Source organism: Micromonospora sp. CNZ303 (assembly GCF_004345505.1).
On the sequence record NZ_SLVT01000020.1, the window covers coordinates 62,216 to 82,357 of the forward strand.

Annotated in this window: 19 protein-coding genes; 13 read left to right on the forward strand and 6 right to left on the reverse strand. The window is 74.3% G+C overall.

Translation table 11 applies throughout. From position 1 onward, the window contains the following. From EV374_RS26165 to EV374_RS26180, 4 genes are all read right to left on the reverse strand, one after another. A complete protein-coding gene (locus EV374_RS26165) occupies positions 1-1,107 on the reverse strand; it encodes a diphosphate--fructose-6-phosphate 1-phosphotransferase (RefSeq protein WP_132239815.1) in 1,107 nt (368 codons plus the stop codon). A 5-nt stretch (positions 1,108-1,112) separates the two neighbouring features. Further along, positions 1,113-2,588 carry an aldehyde dehydrogenase family protein gene (locus tag EV374_RS26170; RefSeq protein WP_165947918.1) on the reverse strand — a complete coding sequence of 492 codons (1,476 nt, stop codon included), beginning with the start codon at positions 2,586-2,588 and terminating at the stop codon, positions 1,113-1,115. Next, positions 2,585-3,805 carry a mandelate racemase/muconate lactonizing enzyme family protein gene (locus EV374_RS26175; RefSeq protein WP_132239817.1) on the reverse strand — a complete coding sequence of 407 codons (1,221 nt, stop codon included), beginning with the start codon at positions 3,803-3,805 and terminating at the stop codon, positions 2,585-2,587. Before EV374_RS26175 ends, EV374_RS26170 begins: the two co-directional genes overlap by 4 nt. 419 nt (positions 3,806-4,224) lie before the next feature. Further along, positions 4,225-5,007 (reverse strand): DeoR/GlpR family DNA-binding transcription regulator, encoded by a 783-nt coding sequence (locus tag EV374_RS26180; protein ID WP_132239818.1) that lies wholly within the window; start codon positions 5,005-5,007, stop codon positions 4,225-4,227. Between the two features lie 127 nt (positions 5,008-5,134). Between EV374_RS26180 and EV374_RS26185 the strand changes: the two genes are divergently transcribed. From EV374_RS26185 to EV374_RS26200, 4 genes are read left to right on the forward strand one after another with little or no spacing between them, the layout of a single operon-like run. Then, the gene (locus EV374_RS26185; RefSeq protein WP_132239819.1) at positions 5,135-6,010 is read left to right on the forward strand and encodes a beta/alpha barrel domain-containing protein; all 876 of its coding nucleotides are present in this window, start codon (positions 5,135-5,137) and stop codon (positions 6,008-6,010) included. 2 nt (positions 6,011-6,012) lie between these two features. After that, positions 6,013-6,741, forward strand: coding sequence for a sulfite exporter TauE/SafE family protein (locus EV374_RS26190; RefSeq protein WP_132239820.1), 729 nt, complete (start codon positions 6,013-6,015; stop codon positions 6,739-6,741). After that, positions 6,735-7,133, forward strand: coding sequence for a DUF202 domain-containing protein (locus EV374_RS26195; protein WP_132239821.1), 399 nt, complete (start codon positions 6,735-6,737; stop codon positions 7,131-7,133). Before EV374_RS26190 ends, EV374_RS26195 begins: the two co-directional genes overlap by 7 nt. After that, positions 7,130-7,561 carry a DUF202 domain-containing protein gene (locus EV374_RS26200; RefSeq protein ID WP_132239822.1) on the forward strand — a complete coding sequence of 144 codons (432 nt, stop codon included), beginning with the start codon at positions 7,130-7,132 and terminating at the stop codon, positions 7,559-7,561. Before EV374_RS26195 ends, EV374_RS26200 begins: the two co-directional genes overlap by 4 nt. A gap of 115 nt (positions 7,562-7,676) precedes the next feature. On the opposite strand, the gene EV374_RS26205 is transcribed toward EV374_RS26200, so the two are convergent. After that, positions 7,677-10,016: an isoamylase gene (locus EV374_RS26205; RefSeq protein ID WP_132239823.1), complete on the reverse strand. Its 2,340-nt coding sequence runs from the start codon at positions 10,014-10,016 to the stop codon at positions 7,677-7,679. A 709-nt stretch (positions 10,017-10,725) separates the two neighbouring features. Between EV374_RS26205 and EV374_RS26210 the strand changes: the two genes are divergently transcribed. From EV374_RS26210 to EV374_RS26240, 7 genes are all read left to right on the forward strand, one after another. Continuing rightward, positions 10,726-12,375 carry a glycoside hydrolase family 10-like protein gene (locus EV374_RS26210; protein WP_486485971.1) on the forward strand — a complete coding sequence of 550 codons (1,650 nt, stop codon included), beginning with the start codon at positions 10,726-10,728 and terminating at the stop codon, positions 12,373-12,375. Positions 12,376-12,421: 46 nt separating this feature from the next. Continuing rightward, positions 12,422-12,976 carry a hypothetical protein gene (locus EV374_RS26215; protein WP_132239824.1) on the forward strand — a complete coding sequence of 185 codons (555 nt, stop codon included), beginning with the start codon at positions 12,422-12,424 and terminating at the stop codon, positions 12,974-12,976. 127 nt (positions 12,977-13,103) lie between these two features. After that, positions 13,104-13,856: an alpha/beta hydrolase family protein gene (locus EV374_RS26220; RefSeq protein WP_132239825.1), complete on the forward strand. Its 753-nt coding sequence runs from the start codon at positions 13,104-13,106 to the stop codon at positions 13,854-13,856. Between the two features lie 102 nt (positions 13,857-13,958). Continuing rightward, the gene (locus EV374_RS26225; protein ID WP_132239826.1) at positions 13,959-15,539 is read left to right on the forward strand and encodes a phenylacetate--CoA ligase family protein; all 1,581 of its coding nucleotides are present in this window, start codon (positions 13,959-13,961) and stop codon (positions 15,537-15,539) included. Between the two features lie 3 nt (positions 15,540-15,542). Continuing rightward, the gene (locus EV374_RS26230) at positions 15,543-15,983 is read left to right on the forward strand and encodes a DUF4188 domain-containing protein (RefSeq protein WP_132239827.1); all 441 of its coding nucleotides are present in this window, start codon (positions 15,543-15,545) and stop codon (positions 15,981-15,983) included. After that, entirely contained in the window at positions 15,980-17,080 is a 1,101-nt protein-coding gene (locus EV374_RS26235) for a hypothetical protein (RefSeq protein ID WP_132239828.1), read from the forward strand. The genes EV374_RS26230 and EV374_RS26235 overlap by 4 nt, the downstream gene beginning before the upstream one ends. A 2-nt stretch (positions 17,081-17,082) precedes the next feature. Continuing rightward, positions 17,083-18,066, forward strand: coding sequence for a nitroreductase family protein (locus EV374_RS26240; RefSeq protein WP_132239829.1), 984 nt, complete (start codon positions 17,083-17,085; stop codon positions 18,064-18,066). 65 nt (positions 18,067-18,131) lie between these two features. Here the strand turns inward: EV374_RS26240 and EV374_RS26245 are convergent, their stop codons facing one another. Next, the gene (locus EV374_RS26245; protein ID WP_132239830.1) at positions 18,132-19,421 is read right to left on the reverse strand and encodes an MFS transporter; all 1,290 of its coding nucleotides are present in this window, start codon (positions 19,419-19,421) and stop codon (positions 18,132-18,134) included. A 118-nt stretch (positions 19,422-19,539) separates the two neighbouring features. Here EV374_RS26245 and EV374_RS26250 point away from each other — a divergent pair, with 118 nt between their 5' ends. Next, positions 19,540-19,842, forward strand: coding sequence for a hypothetical protein (locus tag EV374_RS26250; protein WP_132239831.1), 303 nt, complete (start codon positions 19,540-19,542; stop codon positions 19,840-19,842). Further along, the gene (locus tag EV374_RS26255; protein ID WP_132239832.1) at positions 19,839-20,141 is read left to right on the forward strand and encodes a type VII secretion target; all 303 of its coding nucleotides are present in this window, start codon (positions 19,839-19,841) and stop codon (positions 20,139-20,141) included. Before EV374_RS26250 ends, EV374_RS26255 begins: the two co-directional genes overlap by 4 nt. Position 20,142 lies beyond the last annotated feature (1 nt).

Sequence of the window (20,142 nt, forward strand, 5' to 3'; positions counted from 1 at the left end):
TCAGGCGATGAGAGGGGTGAGCCAGTCGTGGAAGTCGCCGAGGTCGGCGGGGTCGGTCGTGCGCCACGGTGCGGGTACCGGTCGGGTGTGGCCGGCCACCTCGGCCAGTGGCACCGGGTCGTACCCGGCGGCGTAGGGATCGGTGCCGACGCGGTGCAGGCCGACCATGAGTCCGCTGCGGCCGTCCGCGAGCAGCCGCGCGGCGTGCCGTCCGGCCTCGGTCGCCTCCCGGCGGTCGACGTCGCCCGCCAGGGCGCCGGCCGAGCGCTGCACCATGCCGAGGACCTCGCCGCGGGCGGCGACCCCGAGTTCGGCGGTGACCAGCGCGGCGAGCCGGCGGGACACCCCGCCCAGCAGGATCCGGGTGTGGTTGGCCGCCTCGAAGGGCTCGTCGGTCAGCTCGCGGGCGGCGCCCTCGCTGGTCACCACGAACGCGCGGCCGTGCGCGTGCAGGGCGTCGTCGACCTGGCGCAGGAAGTCCGCCCGGTCGAACGGCACCTCCGGCAGCAGGACGAGGTGCGGTGCGTGCGCCGGGTCCTCCCGGTGCCACGTCGCGGCCAGCGCCAGCCAGCCCACCGACCGGCCCAGGGTCTCCACGATGCGTACCGGCTCGATCGACCGCATGGCCGCGTGGTCGCGGGCGAGGTCGGGCACGACCCGGGTCAGGTAGCGCGCGGCGGAGCCGAATCCGGGGCAGTGGTCGACGCCGACCAGGTCGTTGTCGACGGTCTTGGGGATGCCGGCGGTGCACAGCGGCGACCCGGCCTGCTCGGCGCGTTCGGTGAGGGCCCGCAGCAGCGCCATCGTGCCGTTGCCGCCGATCAGCGCGATTCCGTCGACGCGGTGCTCGGCGAGCGTCGCGACCGCCGCGTCGAGGTCGTCGCCGGTGACCGCCCGGCGGCCGGCGCCGAGCCAGGACCCGCCGCGGTGGGTCCAGGCGGGCGGGACGTCGGCGAGGGTGACCGGGTTGAGCCGGCCGTCGACGAGACCGTCGGGGCCCCCGCGCAGGGCGAGGACCTCATGGCCCTCGGCGCCCTCCAGGAAGCCGCGCAGGCTCGCGTTGACGACGGCGGTCGGCGCGCCGGTCTGGCCGATGAGCAGGCGCATGACGCTCAGGCCCCCACCGGGCGGGAGGCGACGCTGAGGTGGGTCTGGAACGCCTCCAGGCCCGGCCGGCCGCCCTCGTAGCCGACGCCCGAGTCACCGAGTCCGCCGAACGGCACCCACGGCGTGTTCGGCGTGCCCGTGTTGATCCCGACGATGCCGGCGCGCAGCCGGTCGGCGACCGCCCGCGCGGCGTCCAGGTCGGTGCCGCACACGTAGCCGGCGAGCCCGTAGCCCGTGGCGTGGTGCACCGCCAACGCCGCGTCGAGGTCGTCGTAGACGTGCACCGGCGCGACCGGCCCGAAGATCTCGCTGGTCATGGCGCGGCTGTCCACGGGCGCGTCGAGCAGCACCGTCGGGGCGGCGTAGTGCCCGGCGGACGGTGCCGCGCTGCGCGGCGCGACGGCGCGGGCGCCCCGGGCGACGGCCTCGCCGACCAGGCCGGCCATGCGCGCCGGGTCGCCGGCCGGGGCGAGCGGGCCGATGTCGGTGCCGGGGTCGCGGGGATCGCCGACGCACAGGGCGCGGGTGGCCGCGACGAACGCCTCGACGAACTTCCCGGCCACCTCCCGAGCGACCAGGATCTGGTTGGCCGCGATGCAGGACTGGCCGTTGTTGCGGTACTTGGCGACCATCAGGGTCTGTGCCGCAGCCTGCGGGTCGGCGTCCGGGAGGACGACGAACGGCGCGCAGCCGCCCAACTCCATCACCGTACGCAGGAACCGCGGCGCCGCCTCGGTGGCTACCAGGCGACCGACCCGGGTCGACCCGGTGAACGAGACCGCCCGCACCGCCGGTGCCGCGAGCCACGGGGAGACCACGTCGGCCGGGGTGCCGAGCACGGTGCCGAGCACCCCGTCGGGCAGGTGCCGCTCGCACACCGCGGCGAGCACCATCGACGACAGCGGAGCCAGTTCCGAGGGCTTGAACAGCACCGGGCAGCCGGCGGCGAGCGCCGGTGCGATCTTCCGGGCGGGGATGGAGACCGGGAAGTTCCACGGGGTGAGTACGGCCGCGACCCCGACCGGCCGGACGCCGACGCGGTGCTCGTGCTGCGGCACCACCGTCAGCCGCTGCTCCTCCTGCCGCTCGACGAGATCGGCCATGACCCGGAAGTAGGTCACGGTCAGTCCCAGCTCGGCGGTGGACTCGGCGAGCCGCTTGCCGGTCTCCCGGGTGATCAGCCCGGGCCAGTCCGGGCGGCTCGCGAGGGCCTCGATGTCGTCGGCGATGGCCCGCAGGGCGGCGGCGCGCTGCGTCACCGGGGTGGCCGCCCAGGTCGGCAGCGCCTCGGTGGCGGCGGCGAGCGCGTCGGCGGCGTCGGCCGAGCCACCGGTGCTGACCTCGGCGAAGGCCGTCCCGGTGGACGGGTCGACGACGGGCAGGGCGGGCGCCCCCGTGACGGCGCCCGGCACCGCCCGGCCGCCGATGCGCACCGCGCTTCGGGTTGCCAGGACCTCGTCGACGATCGGGGAATCGGTCACGACAGCTGCTCCTCGTACGGGTCGAGCTGGTCCGGATCGAGGTCGATACCGAGACCGGGGCGGTGGGGCACGGTGACCGTGCCGTGGGCGGTCAGGAACTCGTCGGCGGCCCGGCGCAGCGGGTTGGACCGGACGTCCCACTCGACGAGGGACGTCGCCGGGCTGCTGGCGGCCACCTGCACGGTCGCGGCGGTCGCGATCGCGCCGTTGTACAGATGCGGGTTGACGGTCTTGCCGGCGGCCTCGGCGGCCCGGAGCACCGTCAGGTACTCGCTGATCCCACCGACCTTGGTGAGGTCCGGTTGCACGATGGCGACCCCGCCGCCCCGCAGGTACGGGGTGAAGGCCGCGGCGCCGTAGAGGTTCTCGCCGGTGGCCAGGGGCATGCCGGTGCGGGCGCCGAGTTCGTCGAGTTCCTCCGGACGGTCGCCGGCGAGCGGCTCCTCGACCCAGGCGACACCCAGGTCGGCCAGCGCCGGCAGCATCCGCAGCGCCTCGGGCAACGACCACGCCTGGTTGGCGTCGGCGAAGATCTGCGCCCCGTCGCCGAGGACGCGCCGGGTGGTGCGGACGTTGTCCAGGTCCCGGTCCCGGCCGAAGCCGACCTTGACCTTCACGGCGGTCAGCCCGAGCGCCCCGCAGTGCGCCGCGGTCTCGGCGACCCCGGCGGGGCCGAGGCTGGAGCCGTAGACGGGCAGTTCGGTGCGGGGGTGCGTGGTGAGCAGCGACGCCAGGCTCCGGCCGGCGTGCCGGGCGGCCAGGTCCCACAGCGCGATGTCGACCGCGCTCACCGCCTGGTGGATCGGGCCGGGCGCACCCCACTGGCGGCCCAGCGGACCCAGCTTCGCCATCAGGGCCCGCTGCGCGTCGGCGGGCTCGGCCGGCCGCGTGCCGCGCAGCAGCGGCGCCACGCCCTCCCTGATCGTGGCGACGCGCTCGCGCCAGGCCCACGACGGGTAGTTGGCCCAGCTCTCGCCGACGCCGACCGAACCGTCGGCCAGCTCTACCTCGACCAGCACCATCACCCGGTGGGTCAGGGGAGCGAAGGACATCGCGATCTGCTCGGCGGGCCGGGCGCGGAACACCCGGCACCGCACGTCGGCGACGGGGACGTCGGGCAGCCGCACGTCGCCCACCGAGGGGCCGGCCTTCCCGGCCGGCGGGCCGGCCTGGTCGACCGCGTCCGGGGCGTGCCGCAGATCTCCGCTGAGTCCCATGAGGCCTCTCTCACATCTGTGAAGAACTGCATGCAGTTCTAGCCGGCGTTCATCGGCCCGTCAAGGGCTGGAAACAAACTGGGTCGTCCCGGTGGCGGGCGAAAAAGGACGACGCGCCCCGCAACGGGACGCGTCGCCGCGCGGCGATGCTGGTGGGCTCCCGGACCGCCGGGCCCGGCGCGGGGCTACGTCGACGGCAAGGCCCGGCGCGGGGGCTACGCGGACGGCAGGGACCGCTGCGGGGCTACGCGGACGGCAGGGCCGGCCCGGGGCTGCATGGACGGCAGGGCCCGCTGCGGGGCTACGTGAACGGCAGGGCCCGCCGCGGGCCACCGGGACGGCCGGAGCCCGCCGCCGGGCTTCGTGGCATCCGGTGCCGCCCGCCGGATCGGCGGCCGGTGGCGGAGTGGGCCGGGAGGTCAGGCGGTGATGACGCGGATGCCGTTGCGCCGCACCGTCGTCGCGACCGCCTCGGGCAGGGGCGCGTCGGCGACCACGGTGTCGATCCGGTCGAGCCCGCAGACCTGCACCGGGGCGGTGGCGGTCAGCTTGCTCGCGTCGACCACCAGGACGATCTCGTCGGCGATCTCCATCAGGGCGTGCTTGGCGCTGAGCTCGATCTCCGAGCGCACGTAGACCCCGCGTTCGTCGACGGCGCCGGCGCCGAGGAAGAGCATCCGGATCCGCAGGCGGCGGGTCAGGTCCAGGGCCGCGAAGCCGACCAGTGCCTGGTTGTCGTGCAGCAGCTCGCCGCCGATCCCGATGACGCGGGCGCGCGGACGCGACAGCATGTGCCCCAGCACCGGCACCGAGTGGGTGACCACGCATCCCTCGAACTCGGCGGGCAGGGCGTGGGCCACCTCGGCGGCGGTGGTCCCGCTGTCGATGCCGATGGTGTCGCCGGGCTGCACCAGGGCGGCGGCGGCCGCCCCGATCGCGAGTTTGGCCTGCGTGTGGGTCTGGGCCCGGGAGGCGAAGCCGGGGCCGGCCACGCCGCCCGGCGGCAGGCTGACCCCGCCGTGCACGAGGGTCACCTCGTGGGACTCGGCGAGCTGGCGCAGGTCGCGGCGCACGGTCATCTGCGAGACGCCGAGCTGGGCGCTGAGTTCCGCCACGGAGAGGAAGCCCGCCCGCCGCAGCGCGGCCATGATCTGCGTGCGGCGCCGGGGGGCGCTCTCGTAACGGGACGTCTGCACGCTCACGCCGGGCCCTCCTGCCGGATGTCACCCCACGGGGCTCGGTGGAGAGTTTAGAGCAACCGAGGGATGTTATTTTTCTACCATCCGATGGTATGTTGCCAACGTCCTTTGGTAATTCTGGGAGGTACCCATGACCGTCGCCACCGTGTCGCCCACCGTCCTGGCCCGCCCCTCCGGCGGCTACGCCATGCTCGCCGTCGACCAGCGGGAGGCCCTGCGGGCGATGTTCGCCGCCCACCAGAGCCAGCCGGTGACCGACGAGCAGATCACCGCCTTCAAGGTCGCGGCGGCCCGCGCGCTGAGCCCGTACGCCTCGGCGATCCTCGTCGACAAGCAGTTCGGCTGGGACGCCGTCATCGCCCAGGAGGCCGTCGCCGCCGAGTGCGCCCTGATCGCCGCCGCCGACCGCTTCACCGCCAGCGCCACCGAGTTCGTCGCCGACGTCGCGATCGACGACGACGTCGACCCCGCCGCCGTACGCGCCCAGGGCGCCAAGGCGCTCAAGCTGCTCGTGCTCTGGCGCCCCGACGAGGACCCCGCCCCCCGGATCGCCCTGGTGACGGACTTCGTGCGGCGGTGCCGTGACAACGGACTCGTCAGCATCATCGAGCCGGTGTCCCGCGCCCCCCGCCAGGGCGGCGCCTTCGACCACGACGCCGGCATCCTCGCCGCCGCCAGGGAACTCGGCTCGCTCGGCGCCGACCTCTACAAGGCCGAGGTCCCCACCGCCGGGCAGGGCACCCCGGCGGAGATCGTCGCCGGCTGCTCCCGGCTGAGCGAGTCCATCGCCGGGCCCTGGGTGGTGCTGTCGTCGGGCGTACCCGCCGAACTCTTCCCCGACGCCGTCCGCCTCGCCTGCCAGGCCGGGGCGTCGGGCTTCCTGGCGGGCCGGGCGATCTGGGCGTCGGTCGTCGGCAGCCCGACGATGGCCGACGACCTGCGGACCATCTCCGTGGACCGGCTGCGCCGCCTCTGCGACGTGGTTGACGACGCCGTGTCCCGCTGACGGTGGCCCTCCTCGGCGCCGCCCTCGCGGTGGTGGCGGTCGCCCTCGGGGCGGCCATGCAGCGGGTCACCGGGCTCGGCTTCGCGCTGGTCGCGGCGCCGTTCCTGGTCATCATCCTCGGCCCGTTCACCGGCGTCGTGCTGGCGAACCTGCTCTCCGCCGCGATCAACCTCGTCGTCCTGGCCTCGACGTTCCGGGCCCTGCACCGCAGGTTGGCCGTGGAGATGATCGTCGGCGTCGTGGTCGCCGTCCCCCTCGGCGCCTGGGTGGTGGCGTCCCTGCCCGGTCCGCTGCTGCTCATCGGCGTCGGCTCGATCACGGCGATCTCCGTCGCCTGGGTCGCCCGGGGCAACCCGCTGCGGTTCCTGCGCGGCCGGGCCGGGCCCGTGTTGTCGGGCTTCACCTCGGGGTTCTTCAACACGACCGCGGGCACCGGCGGACCGCCCCTGGCCGTCTACGCGGTGAGCACCGACTGGGGCCAGCGCAGCTTCGTGCCGACCGTGCAGGTCGTCGGCCTGGTCACCAACGTGCTGTCGTTGGCCGCCAAGGGCACGCCGGCGCTGTCCTGGCCCCTGCTGCTGGCCTGTGGCGTGGCGATGACCGTCGGCATCGCCGGAGGTCAGGTCCTGTCCCGTTGGCTGCCGGAGGAGCGGGCCCGAGGATCGGTCATCGGGCTGGCGTTGATCGGCAGCGTCATCGCCGTCGGAAAGGGAGTGACCGCCCTGTGGTAGTCGACACGGACGACGAGAATGCCTCGCGGACGCCCGGGCGACGCCGGTGGCCCGGCCGGGTCTTCGACCGGGGCGTCGATCCCGACCCCCGGTTCAGCCTCGCCAACGAGCGCACCTTCCTGGCCTGGATCCGTACGTCGCTGGCGCTCTTCGCGGCCGGGATCGCCCTGGAGGCGCTGGCCCTGCCCATCGCGCCTGGGCTGCGCCGCGCCGCGGCCGTCGTGCTGATCGTGCTCGGCGCCGCGGCCCCGGTGCAGGCGTGGATCGGCTGGCTGCGTACGGAGGCGGCGCTGCGCCTCGGGCGGAGCCTGCCGCCACCCGCGCTGGCGATGCCGCTCGGCCTGGGCCTGGTCCTGGCGGCCGGACTGATCCTGGTCGGCCTCGTCCGGTGAGCCGTGCCGCCGCACCCCGCGACGGGGACCGCCCGACGTCGGCGGGTCCACCCGGGACGCCCCCTCGCCTGGACGGCGACCCCGGCCTGCAACTGGAGCGGACCATGCTGGCCTGGCGGCGCACGGCGGCGGCGTTCCTGGTGGCGGGTGCCGTCGGCGCGCGACTGCTCACCCCGCTGCTCGGCGGCTGGGCCTATCCGGCCGTGGCGGGACCGGCGCTGTGCGTGGGCGCGCTCGCCCTCGCGAGGCGCGTCCCACCGCGCCGCAGCGCTGGGCGGCGGCCGGCCACGGCGGCGCGCGGGACGCCGATGCCGCCGGGGCCGACGGTCGTCACGCCGGGGGCGGGCTGGATGGCCGGCGTGGCGGCCCTGACCTGCCTCCTCGGCCTCGCCGCGGCGGCGACTGTGCTGACCGCCGCGACCCCGTGACTCGCAACCAGGAGGCTTCCGTGTCGCCGCGTCGACTCCTCGTCGGGAGGGGGATGGGAGCCGACGGGTGCGTCAGCCGGCAGTCACCTGCGGCCACTCGCCCGGGACGCCGGCCTCAGCGGGCGACCAGGAGCAGCAGGCTGCGACCGCGCAGCAGATAGCCGGTGCCCTGGCCGCCGATGAGCGTCTCCGACCCGGGTACGGCGACCTGGTTGGCGCCCTCCGCCCAGGTGGCGGTGTCGGTGACCCGGTACCAGTTCTTTCCGGCCCCCGGGGACGGGAGGGTGAAGTTCACGTCCCCGGACCAGCCGTTGTAGCCGACGTAGATCGCCGATGCCGGGTCGCCGAACTCGGTGCCGTCGATCCGCCAGCCGAGCGCGTGGTTGCCCGCGTCGCCCCAGTACGCGCTGTCCGGGCTGGTGCCGGCCGGGGTGAACCAGGCCAGCTGGGCAAGCCCGTTGCCGTTGCCGTCGGCGGCGGAGTAGAAGTTGGCCGGCCGTAGCGCCAGGTGCGCGTGGCGGAAGGCGGCCAGCCGGGAGGCGAAGGTCCGGAAGGTGGTCTGGTCGGCGGTCGGGCTCCAGCCCAGCCAGTTCGCCGACGAGTCCAGGTTGTACGGATTGTTGTTGCAGCGCAGCCCGCGCAGGGTCTCGTCGCCGCCGGTGATCATCGGGGTGCCGGCCGACAGCATCAGGAACGCGTGCCCGTTGCGGGCTGCCCGGCGCTGGTCGGCGGCGATCCCGCCGTGGTCCCAGGAGATGTTGTCGTCGCTGCCGCCGTCCGACGGCCCGTACGGCCACGCCTGGTTGTTGTTCTTGCTGTTGCAGGCGTACAGGTCGGCCAGGGTGAACCCGTCGTGGGCGACCATGAAGTTCACCGAGTGCCAAGGCCGTCGCCCGTCGTCGCCGTACAGGTCGGCGGAGCCGGCGAACCGGTCGGCGAGTTGGCCCGGGGTGACCGGGCTGACGCCGAGCTTGTTCTGGTCGCGGCGCAGCGTGTCCCGGTACCGCCCGTTCCACTCCGACCAGCCGGCGGGGAAGTTGCCCACCTGGTAGGTCCCGGCGCCGAGGGCCCACGGCTCGGCGATCCAGTCGACGCCGGTTCCCCCGCCGCCCGGTCGGGGCGGCATCTCGCGGGTAATCCGGTTGAGTGCGGTGTCCGGGTCGGTGCGGCTGTAGGAGAAACAGCCGTGCTGGCAGGTGTTGCCGAGCACCGAGGCGAGGTCGTGCCGGAAGCCGTCGACCCCGAGCGTGTTCTTCCAGTACGCCAGCGAGTCGACGATCAGGTCCTGGGCGACCGGGTGGTAGGTGTTGTAGTTGCCGCCGACTCCGGTGTTGTCCCAGGACGACTGCCGGTCGGCGGTGAGCGAGTAGTAGGTGGGATTGTCCAGCCCGCGCCAGGAGAAGACGTCGTAGACGGACGACCCGCCTGCGCTGTAGACCCCGCCCTCGCCGGTGTGGTTGTAGACCACGTCGAGGAGCACCTTGATCCCGGCGTCGTGGAACGCCTTCACCATCTGCTGGAACTCGCGGGTCGGCCCACCTGGCGAGCGGTCGTAGGCGTACCGGCGGTCCGGGGCGAAGTAGTTGAGGGTCATGTAGCCCCAGTAGTTGTCGCCCGCGGTGCCGGTCGGATCGACGTCGATGGTGTCGTTCTGGGTCTCCTGCAACGGCAGGAACTCCACGGCGGTCACCCCGAGCGAGGCGAGGTAGCCGGCCTTCAGCGCGGCACCCCGGTAGGTGCCCCGGTACGCGGCCGGCACCGACGGGTCGTTGCGGGTCAACCCGCGCAGGTGCACCTCGTAGACGAGGTCGTCCTTCAGGGCCCGCCCCGGCTTGGTGCCGAAGGCGGGCGTGGCCGTGGGCAGGACGACCCCCTTCGCCGCGTGCGGGCCGCTGTCGACGTTTCGGTGCGACGGGCCGGAGGCGTACACCGTCGAGGTAGTCATGCCGGGCCGCAGCGGGTCGTGGCTGATCTCCCGGGCGTACGGGTCGAGCAGGAGCTTGTTGGGGTTGAACCGGTTTCCGGCGGCATCGACGTCGGCGATGAAACCGGCCGAGGAGCCCTTCGTCCAGGCGGTGCTGTACGGCCAGTTCGGACCCCAGGCCCGGTAGCCGTAGTAGACGCTGCCGGTGATGCCCGCGCCGCGCAGCGCGGCGACGTCGACGGTGACGGCGAACGTGCCGGCGGCGTCCCTGGTGAGCAGGTAGCTGGCGTTCTCCTGGGTGCCGGTGGGCGCGGCGTAGAGGTTGACCGTCATGCGGGTGGCGGTTGACGAGTGGACCCGGAACGTGATCCGCGATCCGGCGTTGTCGTAGCGGGCGCCGAGGGCGCGGGCGTCGATGCCGGCGACGGCCGGCGCGGGCGCGGTGACCAGGGGCGCGGCGACGGCGGCCAGCGCGGCGCAGAGCAGGGCGGCGAGGGCGGCGCGGGCACGCGAGGCTTGCGGTACGGACATGCTCTTCTCCGGACGGGGCGCGGAACCGACGTGACGTGACGTGACGGGTCGGACGATGCGAGCTGGGATTCCCCGGCCTTTTGGCCGGTACGACGTCCAGGGGTGTGGAAGGTTCTGCAAGATTTCTGCAAAGATAACAGTCGATTCAAAGATCGCAAAATGGTCGACGACTGTCGATGGGATGCGGCCGGCTCGGAGGTGTCCAGGGAGCGGCCCGGCGCGTTGGCCGACCGCCCCGGTCGCACCTCACCGTCCGGAAGGAGGCGGGCGAGCGGTAGGCTGTCGACGCGGGTGTGTGACGGCCGACGACGCGCCCCCACCACCCGCCCTCTTCCCGGCATGCAGCCGCCAGTGAATTCGTTGTGCGCTGCCCGTGACATCTTGGAGTGCGCTTTGCCGAATATGACGCCGCCCGCCCTGAATCCCTTCGGATCAGAGAGCGACCGGGACACCGACCGCGAACCCGGGCAGGCGGTGGACGTGAGCGCGGACGCGATGACCCGCATGCGCACCCCGTTCGTCTCCCGGGACGCCGAGCGCGGCACCGCTGACGAGACCGGCCGACACTAGTGCTGTGCCCACCTACGTCCACCGGGTCTCCGGTGGATCGTCGTGGATCCCCGCCGGGTGGGCGGCGGCCAGCCTCAACTGACCGTTGAGTAACGGTCAACCGGTGCATCAGGTGGGCCGGACTGGGCAGACTGGAGCGATGTCCGCCGCCGAACCGCCCGCCCGCCGCCGTCGTACCCGAACACTCGTCGCGGTGGTCGCCGCGCTCGCCATGGCGGTCGCGCTCGGCGCCTGGTCGCTGCGGGGCCGGGTCGCCGGCGAGGACGGCGTGCCGGAGCAGGGCGCCGTGACCCCCTTCGGGGCCGCCCCGGCGGATCGCACCCCCGCCTGCGCCGGCCGACCGGCCGAGGCGCCCCGCGAGCTGCGGGGCATGTGGATCACGACGGTCAACAACATCGACTGGCCGAGCCGGCGGGGGCTGTCGGCCGAGGCGGCGCGGGCGGAGTTCCGGGGCTGGCTGGACCTGGCGGTGCGGCAGCACCACAACGCGGTCTTCGTGCACGTGCGCCCGAGCGGGGACGCGCTCTGGCCGTCGGCGTACGCACCGTGGTCGGAGTGGCTGACCGGGCGCCGCGACGGCCGCGACCCGGGCTGGGACCCGATGGAGTTCATGGTCGCCGAGGCGCACGCCCGCAACCTGGAGTTCCACGCCTGGTTCAACCCGTACCGGGGCGGGCAGCCGGCCACGGTGGGCGGGCCCGGCCCGAGGCTGGACCGGCTCGCGCCGACGCACCCGCTGCGGCGGCACCGCGACTGGGTGGTGACCTATCCCAGCGCCGACCAGCCCGGCAGCCGCCTCTACTTCAACCCCGGCATCCCCGAGGCGCGCACGTTCGTCGAGGACTCGATGCTGGAGGCGGTCCAGCGGTACGACGTCGACGGGGTGCACTTCGACGACTTCTTCTACCCGTACCCGGAGGCCGGGCAGGACTTCCCGGACGACGCGACGTTCGCCCGGTACGGCCAGGGGTTCGCCGACAAGCACGCCTGGCGCCGGGACAACGTGAACACGCTGGTCCGCGAGATGAGCGAGCGGATCAAGGCGATCAAGCCCTGGGTCAAGTTCGGTATCAGCCCGTTCGGCATCTGGCGCAACGGGCGTACCGACCCGGCCGGCTCGGCGACCGCGGGGTTGCAGAGCTACGACGACATCCACGCCGACACCCGGCTCTGGGTACGGCGGCAGTGGCTGGACTACGTCGTGCCGCAGCTGTACTGGCACATCGGTTTCGACAAGGCCGACTACGCCACGCTGCTGCCGTGGTGGGCGGCCACGGTGCGGGGCACCCGGGTGCAGCTCTACATCGGCCAGGCCGACTACCGGGTGGGCGAGCGCGGCGCCTGGCGCGACCCGGCCGAACTGGACCGCCAGCTCGCCCTCAACCGCCGGCACGGCGCGAGCGGAAGCGTGCACTTCAGCGCCAGGCAGGTACGCGCCGACAAGCTCGGCGCGGTCAGCCGGTACCGCGCGGCCCACTACGCCGGGCCGGCACTGGTGCCCGCGATGGCGCAGCTACCGGCGACGCCGCCGGCCGCCCCCACGGTCACCGGCGCGCGGCGTGCGGGCGCCGGCGGGGTGACGCTGACCTGGCGCGGGGACGGCGCCACGAGCTTCGCCGTCTACCGCGTCGACGGCGGCACGGCCCGGCTCGTCGGCACCACCCGGGGCGCAGGCTGGGTCGACCGCACCGCCCCGGCCGACCGTCCGCTGTCCTACTGCGTCTCCGGCCTGGACCGCAGCGGCAACGAGGGCCGCCTGAGCGCGCCGGTGGCCGTCGCGGCGCCGTAGGAGGGGGGTTGCCGGAACGTCCGGTGGCGCCGGTTACCCTGCGGCGGTGGTGGTCGGCGAGGACGGGGAGCGGCTGGCGGCGTCGCTGGCCGACCGGCTCGACGCGGTCACCTTCACCGACCTGACCACGGACCAGGTCACCGCCCGGCTGATCGACGCGGTGGTCGGCTGGGCGGGGGAGCGTGGCTGGCGGGTCTACCGGCGGGCGTCCAGCGTGTTGCCGCTGCCGCCGCCGATGTCCGCGCAGCAGTCGGTGCTCGACGTGGCCTGCGCCCGCCCGCACGGGCCGCCGGTCGTCGTCGAGGTCGATCACGGTACGCGCCGCCGTACCTGGGAGAAGCTGCTCGCCGAGGCCGACGCGGGGCGGATCCCGCTCTGGGTGCGCTGGGGTGCCGGCCGGTTCACCGCGCCGCCCGCCCCGATCCTGATGGTGGCCTGCGAGGTGAGCGGGCGGCCGGATCCGACCGGCCGGGGCCGGCTGCACAGTCGTTCGCCGCGGGCCGACAAGCTGCCGCCGGCGCATTCGGCCGTGCGGGTCGCGACGGTGGACGCCGTCGAGCTGCCGCTGCCGCCGCCCGGGTCGCCCGGCCCCGGGGCCTGAGCCGCTCGGCGACGGCCGCCGCACGCCTCGCGGGGACCGCCCCGGCGCGTGGGCGCCGGCGGGCGGTCGACGGTGCGACGCCCGGCAGGGGCACCACAGAGTGGCCGAGCCGTGCCAGACTGCGATCATGGGCGAGACGCCGAGCTTCCTCCGTCCCTTCGTGCTGACGCCGACGGCACGTCAGCCCGAGCGGGAGGCGAACCTCGACTGGTACGTGCCGGCCGGCGCCGGCCCGCACCCCGCCGTGGTCCTCGTCCACGGTGGACCGCTGCCACCCGACCTGTCATCGGGTCCCCGCGACTGGCCGGTCTTCCGCGGCTACGGCTGCCTTCTCGCCGACCTCGGTCTCCTGGCCGTCACCGTCGCGCACCGGATGGGCGTCGTCGTCGGTCCGCAGGGCCCCGTCACCGACTGCGCGACGGCCGCCCTCGACGTCGCCTCGGCCGTGGAGCGGGTCCGCGCCGACCCGCGCGTCGACGGCGGGCGGATCGCCCTCTGGTTCTTCTCCGGCGGGGGACTGCTGAGCACGGACTGGCTGCGGGACCGGCCGTCCTGGCTGCGGGCGGTGGCGCTGACGTATCCGCTCCTCGCGCCGCTGCCGGGTTGGGGCGTCGACCCGCGCTTCGCGCCGGGCGCGGCGATCGGCGAGGCGGGTGGGCCCGTACCGCCGCTGCTGCTCACCCGGGTCGGCCGGGAACGGGAGGAGATCGCCGGGACGGTCGCGGTGTTCCTCGACGCGGCGGGCGACGCCGGCGTACGGGTGGAGGTGATCGACGTACCGGGCGGGCAGCACGGGTTCGACATGCTGGACCACACCGACGAGTCCCGGCGGGCGGTCGAGCAGGCGGCCGACTGGATCTCGCAGCGCCTGGCCCCGTGACCGGGTAGGGGCCGGCGCCCGGATCGAGCTGGGTGCGGGTACTCAGCGTCGACCGGTGCGACAGCTCAGGCGTCCTCGGTCGGCGGCGCCGAGGATTTCGACATGGCCGAGACGCTGCATCGATACGCTGATCCGTCCCTTCTCACGGCACCACGTCTGACGGCCGGCGAGCGCTGGCGACGGGCACGTCTGACGATCTCCGGCCGGTTGCTCGGGGCGGCGGTGCGGCTCGCCGGCAGCCATCCCGCCGCGTGGCGGTGGTCGGCCCGGCGCCACCACCGGGCACTGGACCTGCTCGCGGCGGCGAACGCGCGCGCCGGTTGCGCGCTCGCCGCGCTGGACGTCCCGGCGTACCGCGCCTTCCTGCGCGCCCGGCCGGCCGGGGCCCGCCGCCGGCTGCGGGACTTCCCGGAGACCGACAAGGTGAGCTACGTCGTCCCCTTCGACGCCGCCCGGCGCTGCCGGGGCGGACGACTGCCGGAGCGGGGCGTGGTGGTCGACGAGTCGGCCGGCTCGTCGGGCCGGCCCTTCAACTGGCCCCGGGGCGAGCGCGAGCTGCGCGCGGTGCACCGCGACATCGTCGGCTACACCAGCCTGGTCTTCCCGATGCGTCGCCCGTTCGTCATCAACGCCTACTCGATGGGCGCGTGGGCGACCGGGACGACGACCGGCGCCGCGATGGCCCGGATCGCGGTGGTCAAGAACACCGGCCCGGACCTCGGCAAGATCGTCGACACGCTGCGCGAGTTCGGCCCGGACTTCGACTACCTGGTGACCGCGTACCCGCCGTTCCTCAAGCACCTGCGCGACCGGCTCGACGCCGAGGGCTTCGACTGGTCGCGCCACCGCATCTTCGCCAGCTGCGGGGGAGAGGCGATGACGGAGGCGCTGCGCGCCTATCTGGAGGAACGGTTCCTGCGGGTCCGGTCGGCGTACGGCGCCTCGGACCTGACCATCGGCATCGGCGCGGAGACCCGGTTCACGGTGTGGCTGCGGCGACGTCTGCGTGACGACCCCGAGCTGCGGGCGGCACTGCTCGGCGCCGACGAGCAGCGGTTGCCGATGGCGTTCCAGTACAACCCGCTGGCCACCTACCTGGAGACCAACGAGCGCCGGGAACTGCTCTGCACGATCACCGGTCCCGACGTCCTGCAACCACGGCTGCGGTACAACGTCGGCGACGAGGCGCTGCTCGTCGGGTACCGACGGATCCTCGACCTGGTCCGCGGCGACCCGCGGCGCTGGGCGGACTGCCGCGCGGCGCTGGCCAGCGAGCGGATGACCCTGCCGGTGCTGCTGCTGTTCGGCCGGCGCGACTCGACGGTGTCGTACCTGGGCGCCAACCTGTATCCCCAGGACGTGGAGTACGGCCTCTACGCCGGCAACCCGTACGCCGCCGAGATCAGCCGGTTCTGCCTGTCGCTGGCCGAGGACGCCGCGCTGGAGACCCGACCCGTGGTCCATCTGGAGCTGCGCCGCCCGCTGTCCGGGTCGGACCGCGAGGCTCTCGCCGCCGCCTGCCGCAGCGGGGTACGCCGGCACCTGGCGGCCGTCTCCCGCGACTTCGCGCAGTCGCTGACCGAGGACCCGACCGCCGGCGATCTCCGCGTCGAGCTGCACGAACCGGACGCCGGCCCGTTCGCCGGACAGCAGAAGATCAAGAACGTCTACCTGAAGGGCTGAGCGATGCGTACCCGTGACTTCTCCCGCGCCCCCGCGCGGGCCCAGGCCGGCGCCATGTTCTTCGGCGCCACGCGCTACCGGGGGCCGCTGGCGATCCTGCGGCTCTTCCCTGCCTGGCGCCGGATGGTCCGCGACATGCGCCGCATGTCCGGATACCGCTGGCACCGGGTGTACTGGGAGTTCCCGTTCACCCTCGGCACCGTCGCGTTCTTCACCGACCGCGAGGCACTGATGCGCTTCGCCCGCTCCCGTCACCACCGCAAGCTGATGGTCTGGCTCACCGACGGCGACCGCAACGCCACCGCGGGCTTCATCCGGCTCTTCACCGCCGAACCCGACGGCTACTCCAACGGCCTGTGGCGGGCCGAGTCCACCGAGTTGGGGCACATCGAGACGTTCACTCCGCTGGGCTCGGAGACGGTGGGACCGGCGGTGCGGCGATGACCGCCCCGCGCGGCCTGGAGCGGGTCGTCGACCGGCGTGGCCTGCGCGAGTTCCTGGCGCTCACCGACCGGGTGTACGCCGGCGAGCCGCGCTTCGTGCCGCCGTCGCGTCAGCAGGTGCGGCGGTGGTGGCGCGAGGGCGTGCCGATGTACGTGCTGCGCGACGGCGCCACCGGTGCGGTCGTCGGGCGCACCACCCTGCACACCGACACCGCCCTCGACGCCAAGCTCGGCCGCCGGTGTCAGCTCTTCGGGCTCACCGAGTTCACCGAGGCGGCGGCGCGACCGCTGTTCGAGGCGATCGTCGCCGCCGCCCGCGCCGCCGGCGACCGCGACGCGCTCTTCGGGCCGGTGGCGTTGCTGCCCAACCAGTCGGGTGGCGTCATCACCTCCGGGTACGCCGACCGGGGCTTCATCGACAGCGCCTGGAACCCGCCCCGGTACGTGACCGCCTACGAGTCGTACGGGTTCCACCGGCGGTTCGAGTCGGACACCTGGATCTGCCCGGTCTCCGCTGGCGCCGACCAGCCCGGCACCGACGAGCCCGGCACCGACCCCGACGGCGCGGAGCTGCGGGTGCACCGGGGCGACGTCCGGCGCCTCGCCGAGCAGCTCGAACTGCTGCGCGGGATGCTCAACGCGTCCTTCGCCCAGCTCGGCTACTACACCGAGATCTCCGCCGCGCAGCTGCGCCGGCAGACCGACGGGCTCGCGTACCTGCTGGACGAGTCGCTGCTGCTCTACCTGACCAGGGCCGGGCAGCCCGTGGCGTTCGTGCTCTGCGTACCGGACATCAGCGAGTTCGTCATCCGGGTCCGGGGCAACCTCAACCTGTTCCACCAGCTCCGGCTGCTGACGGTCCGCCGCCGGTACCGGCGGGAGGCGGTGCTGATCATCAAGGGCGTGCTGCCCGAGTACCAGGGGCGCGGATACCAGCGGCTGCTCTCCGGCGCGCTGCGCCGCAACCTGCACGCCGGCGGGTACACCACGCTGCGCAGCACCTACGTCGGCCGGGACAACCCGGCCTCGGCCGCGCAGTACCGGGCGTCGGGCGGCCGGCCGTTGCACGGGTACACCTTCTACGAGAAGGCGCTGTAGACATGGACCTCGCGGCGTTCCGCGCCCTGGCGCCGCTCTGCTGGCGGGCGCCGAGCGCGCACAACACCCAGCCGTGGCGCCTCGACCATCAGCCCGATGCGGTCCGGGTGGGCTGGGAGCCGGCGCACACCCTGCCGGCGGCCGATCCGTCCGGCCGGGACCTGCGGCTGTCCCTGGGCGCCTTCGTCGAGACCTGCCTGGTCGTCGCCGCCGACGCCGGGCTCCGGCTGCGCTTCGTCGCCGACCACTGTGCCGCCGACCGGCGGGCGGGCTGGCTGCGGGCGTCCCCGCACCGCTACGACACCCCGTTCGACGCGGCGCAGGTGCTCACCCGCCGCACCCACCGGGGCCGGTTCTCAGCCGGCCCGGACGCCGAGGTGCTGGCCGCCGCCGACGCCGTCGCGCGGGCGTCGGGCGGGACCGTTCGGGCCGTACCGGACGCCGGCCGGCTGGCCCGCCTGCTGAGGGCCGCCGACCGGCAGACGTACGCGGATCCCAGCGTGGTCGCCGAGCTGCGGTCGTGGCTGCGGCTCACGCCGGCGCACCCGGACTACCACGCCGACGGGCTCACCGACCGGTGCCTGGGTCTGTCCGGGCACGAGGCGACCGCGTTGCGGGCGGCGCTGGCGGCGTACCCGGTCCTGCGCCCGCTGGGCCTGCCCCGGCTCCTCGCGGCGGCGTCCGGCAACCCGCTCGCACGCGGTGGCGCCGTGATCGTCCTGGTCGGACCGCCCAGGACGGACGACGCGACACATGTCGAATTCGGTCGGGTGCTCGCGCGCGTGTGGCTGACCCTGCACGCGGCCGGACTGGCGGCGCACCCGCTGAGCCAGCTGATCGACACGGCCGCGACCCGCGACGCCCTCGGCTCGCTGCTGGGCGTGGCGCCGGAGCGCCTGCTGCACGTGGCCCGGGTCGGCCGACCGGTGGGCCCGGCGGCGCCCTCGGCGCGCCGGCTCGGCGGCTCCGGGCAGGGCTTCCGTTGACCCCCGGCGATGGTGGCGGCACGTGCGGGGCGGGGCCCCCGGCGTGCGGGTGGCACGTCCCAGGGTCACGACGCCTGGCTGGTCGCGGGCCGCTGGAGCGCCGGCGGGCGGGCCACCGGCTCCGAGCCGGCGCGGCGGATCGGGGTGAACAGCCCGCCGACCGCGACCAGGAGACACCCCGCCCCCGCGACAACGGTGACCGCGGTGACGCCGTAGCGGCCCGCCGCCCAGGTCAGCACGGCGGCGCCGGCCGGACCGAGCGCGTAGTGCGTGCTCCAGAACGCCGAGGTGACCCGCCCGAGCAGGTGGTCCGGCGTGATCTCCTGGCGCAGCGACATCGAGCAGATCCCGCCCACGCTGACGCCGCACAGGTACACCGCCGTCAGCACGGTGACGCCCCGTACGCTCCCGACGACGCCGATGCCCACGATGGCGAGACCGCACACCGCGTGCGCGCCGATCCAGGTGATGCCGAAGCCACGCCTGCGGCGCAGCGGCGCCACCAGCAGCGCCCCGACGACCGTGCCCAGGGCCGCCAACCCCAGCACCGTGCCGACCGTGCCGTCGGAGCCGCCGAGGTCGTGCTTGACGTGGTAGACGAGGACGTCGGTGAAGCCGTACGTCAGGAAGATGAAGACCGACAGCAGGAGGGTCAGCGAGCGGAGCACGGGCTGCCGCCAGAGGAACCGCGCACCGGCGAGGAACTCGGCCAGCCGGCCCTCGCTCGCCGTCGCGCCGCCGGCCGTCGCACCGTCGTCGGACCGCCGCAGCCGCACCAGCCAGAGGCCGAAGGCCGACAGGGCGAAGCTGGCCGCGTTGATGGCGATGGCCGCCGTGGGGCCGAAGCGGGCCGACACCACGCCGGCGAGCAGCGGCCCGAGCACGGCAGCCGCCGCGTACGTCGCCTGTAGACGACCGTTGGCCTCGGTGATCCTGGGCCGGTCGACGAGGTTGCGCACCGCCGTCACCGCGGCGACCTGGAACAGCATGCCCGCCGCCTCGCAGATCGGCAGCACGACGAAGAGCAGCCAGACCTGCGGGCCACCGAGCCAGGCCAGGGGGATGAGGCCGTAGAGCACCAGCCGGGCCAGGTCGGCGGTGATCATCAGTTTGCGTCTGTCGTACCGGTCGACAAGAACGCCGCCGAAGATCCCCGCGCCGACGGACGCGGCACCGGCCGCCGCGGTGAGCAGGCCCATCTGGGCGACCGACCCGGTCGCGTGGAGCACGAGCAGCGGCACCGCGATGTAGGCGAACGAGTCGCCGGCGGCGGAGAGCGACTGCGCAGCCCAGTAGGCGCCGAAGTGGCGATCGCGCCACAGGGGACGCCGAACCGGATCGGTGCGTCGGTTCATACCGGCGAGGGTAAACCGAGCCATCCTGCGAGCGTTGTCCCTGGCGAGCCAGACGGGCGTCGGCGGGCCGGAATCAGGGTGAGGATGGCCGTGGCCGCGCCGTATGATCCTTCCCGCGGTGGGCGGCTCCCCGGCGGCGGTGCGGGTCCGGTGGGCCGACTGGCTGCTGGCAACCATCGACGAGATGGCCGGCGCGGACCGCCCGATGCTGCCGCTCCACCGCTCGTTCCCCGACAGCCCGCGCGACGTCGAGGCGGTCTACGTACGGCGGCTGCTGACCCACCTGCTCGCCGTGCCCGGCGCGCCCTGCGCGCCGGCGACGTGCTGGCCGGGCTGGGCACCGGCTGAGGCGACCGATCCGCGCGGTGCGTGGGGCGGTTATGTAGGCTCGCGTCGATCTTCGCGGGAGGCCAGTCAGTGATCGAACTTCACGTCGAGCCGGAGTTGCTGGAGACGGCGTCGCGGGTGTGCGACGACCTGCGGGACGACCTGCGGCGCGGTGTGTCCGACGTCGGAGACGAGACGCGGGCCGCGGTCTCCGGTCTGCCCGGCTGGCAGACCCGGGCGGCGCTGGAGCAGCTGCGCTGGTCGTGGTCGGACGACCTGGCCGGGCTGGACCGCTATCTGTCCCAGGTCGGCGACGCATTGCAGGGCTGCGCGATGGACTACCGCTACAGCGACGAGGCCAGCGCCGCCCGTTTCGACATCCCCGAGCGGTGAC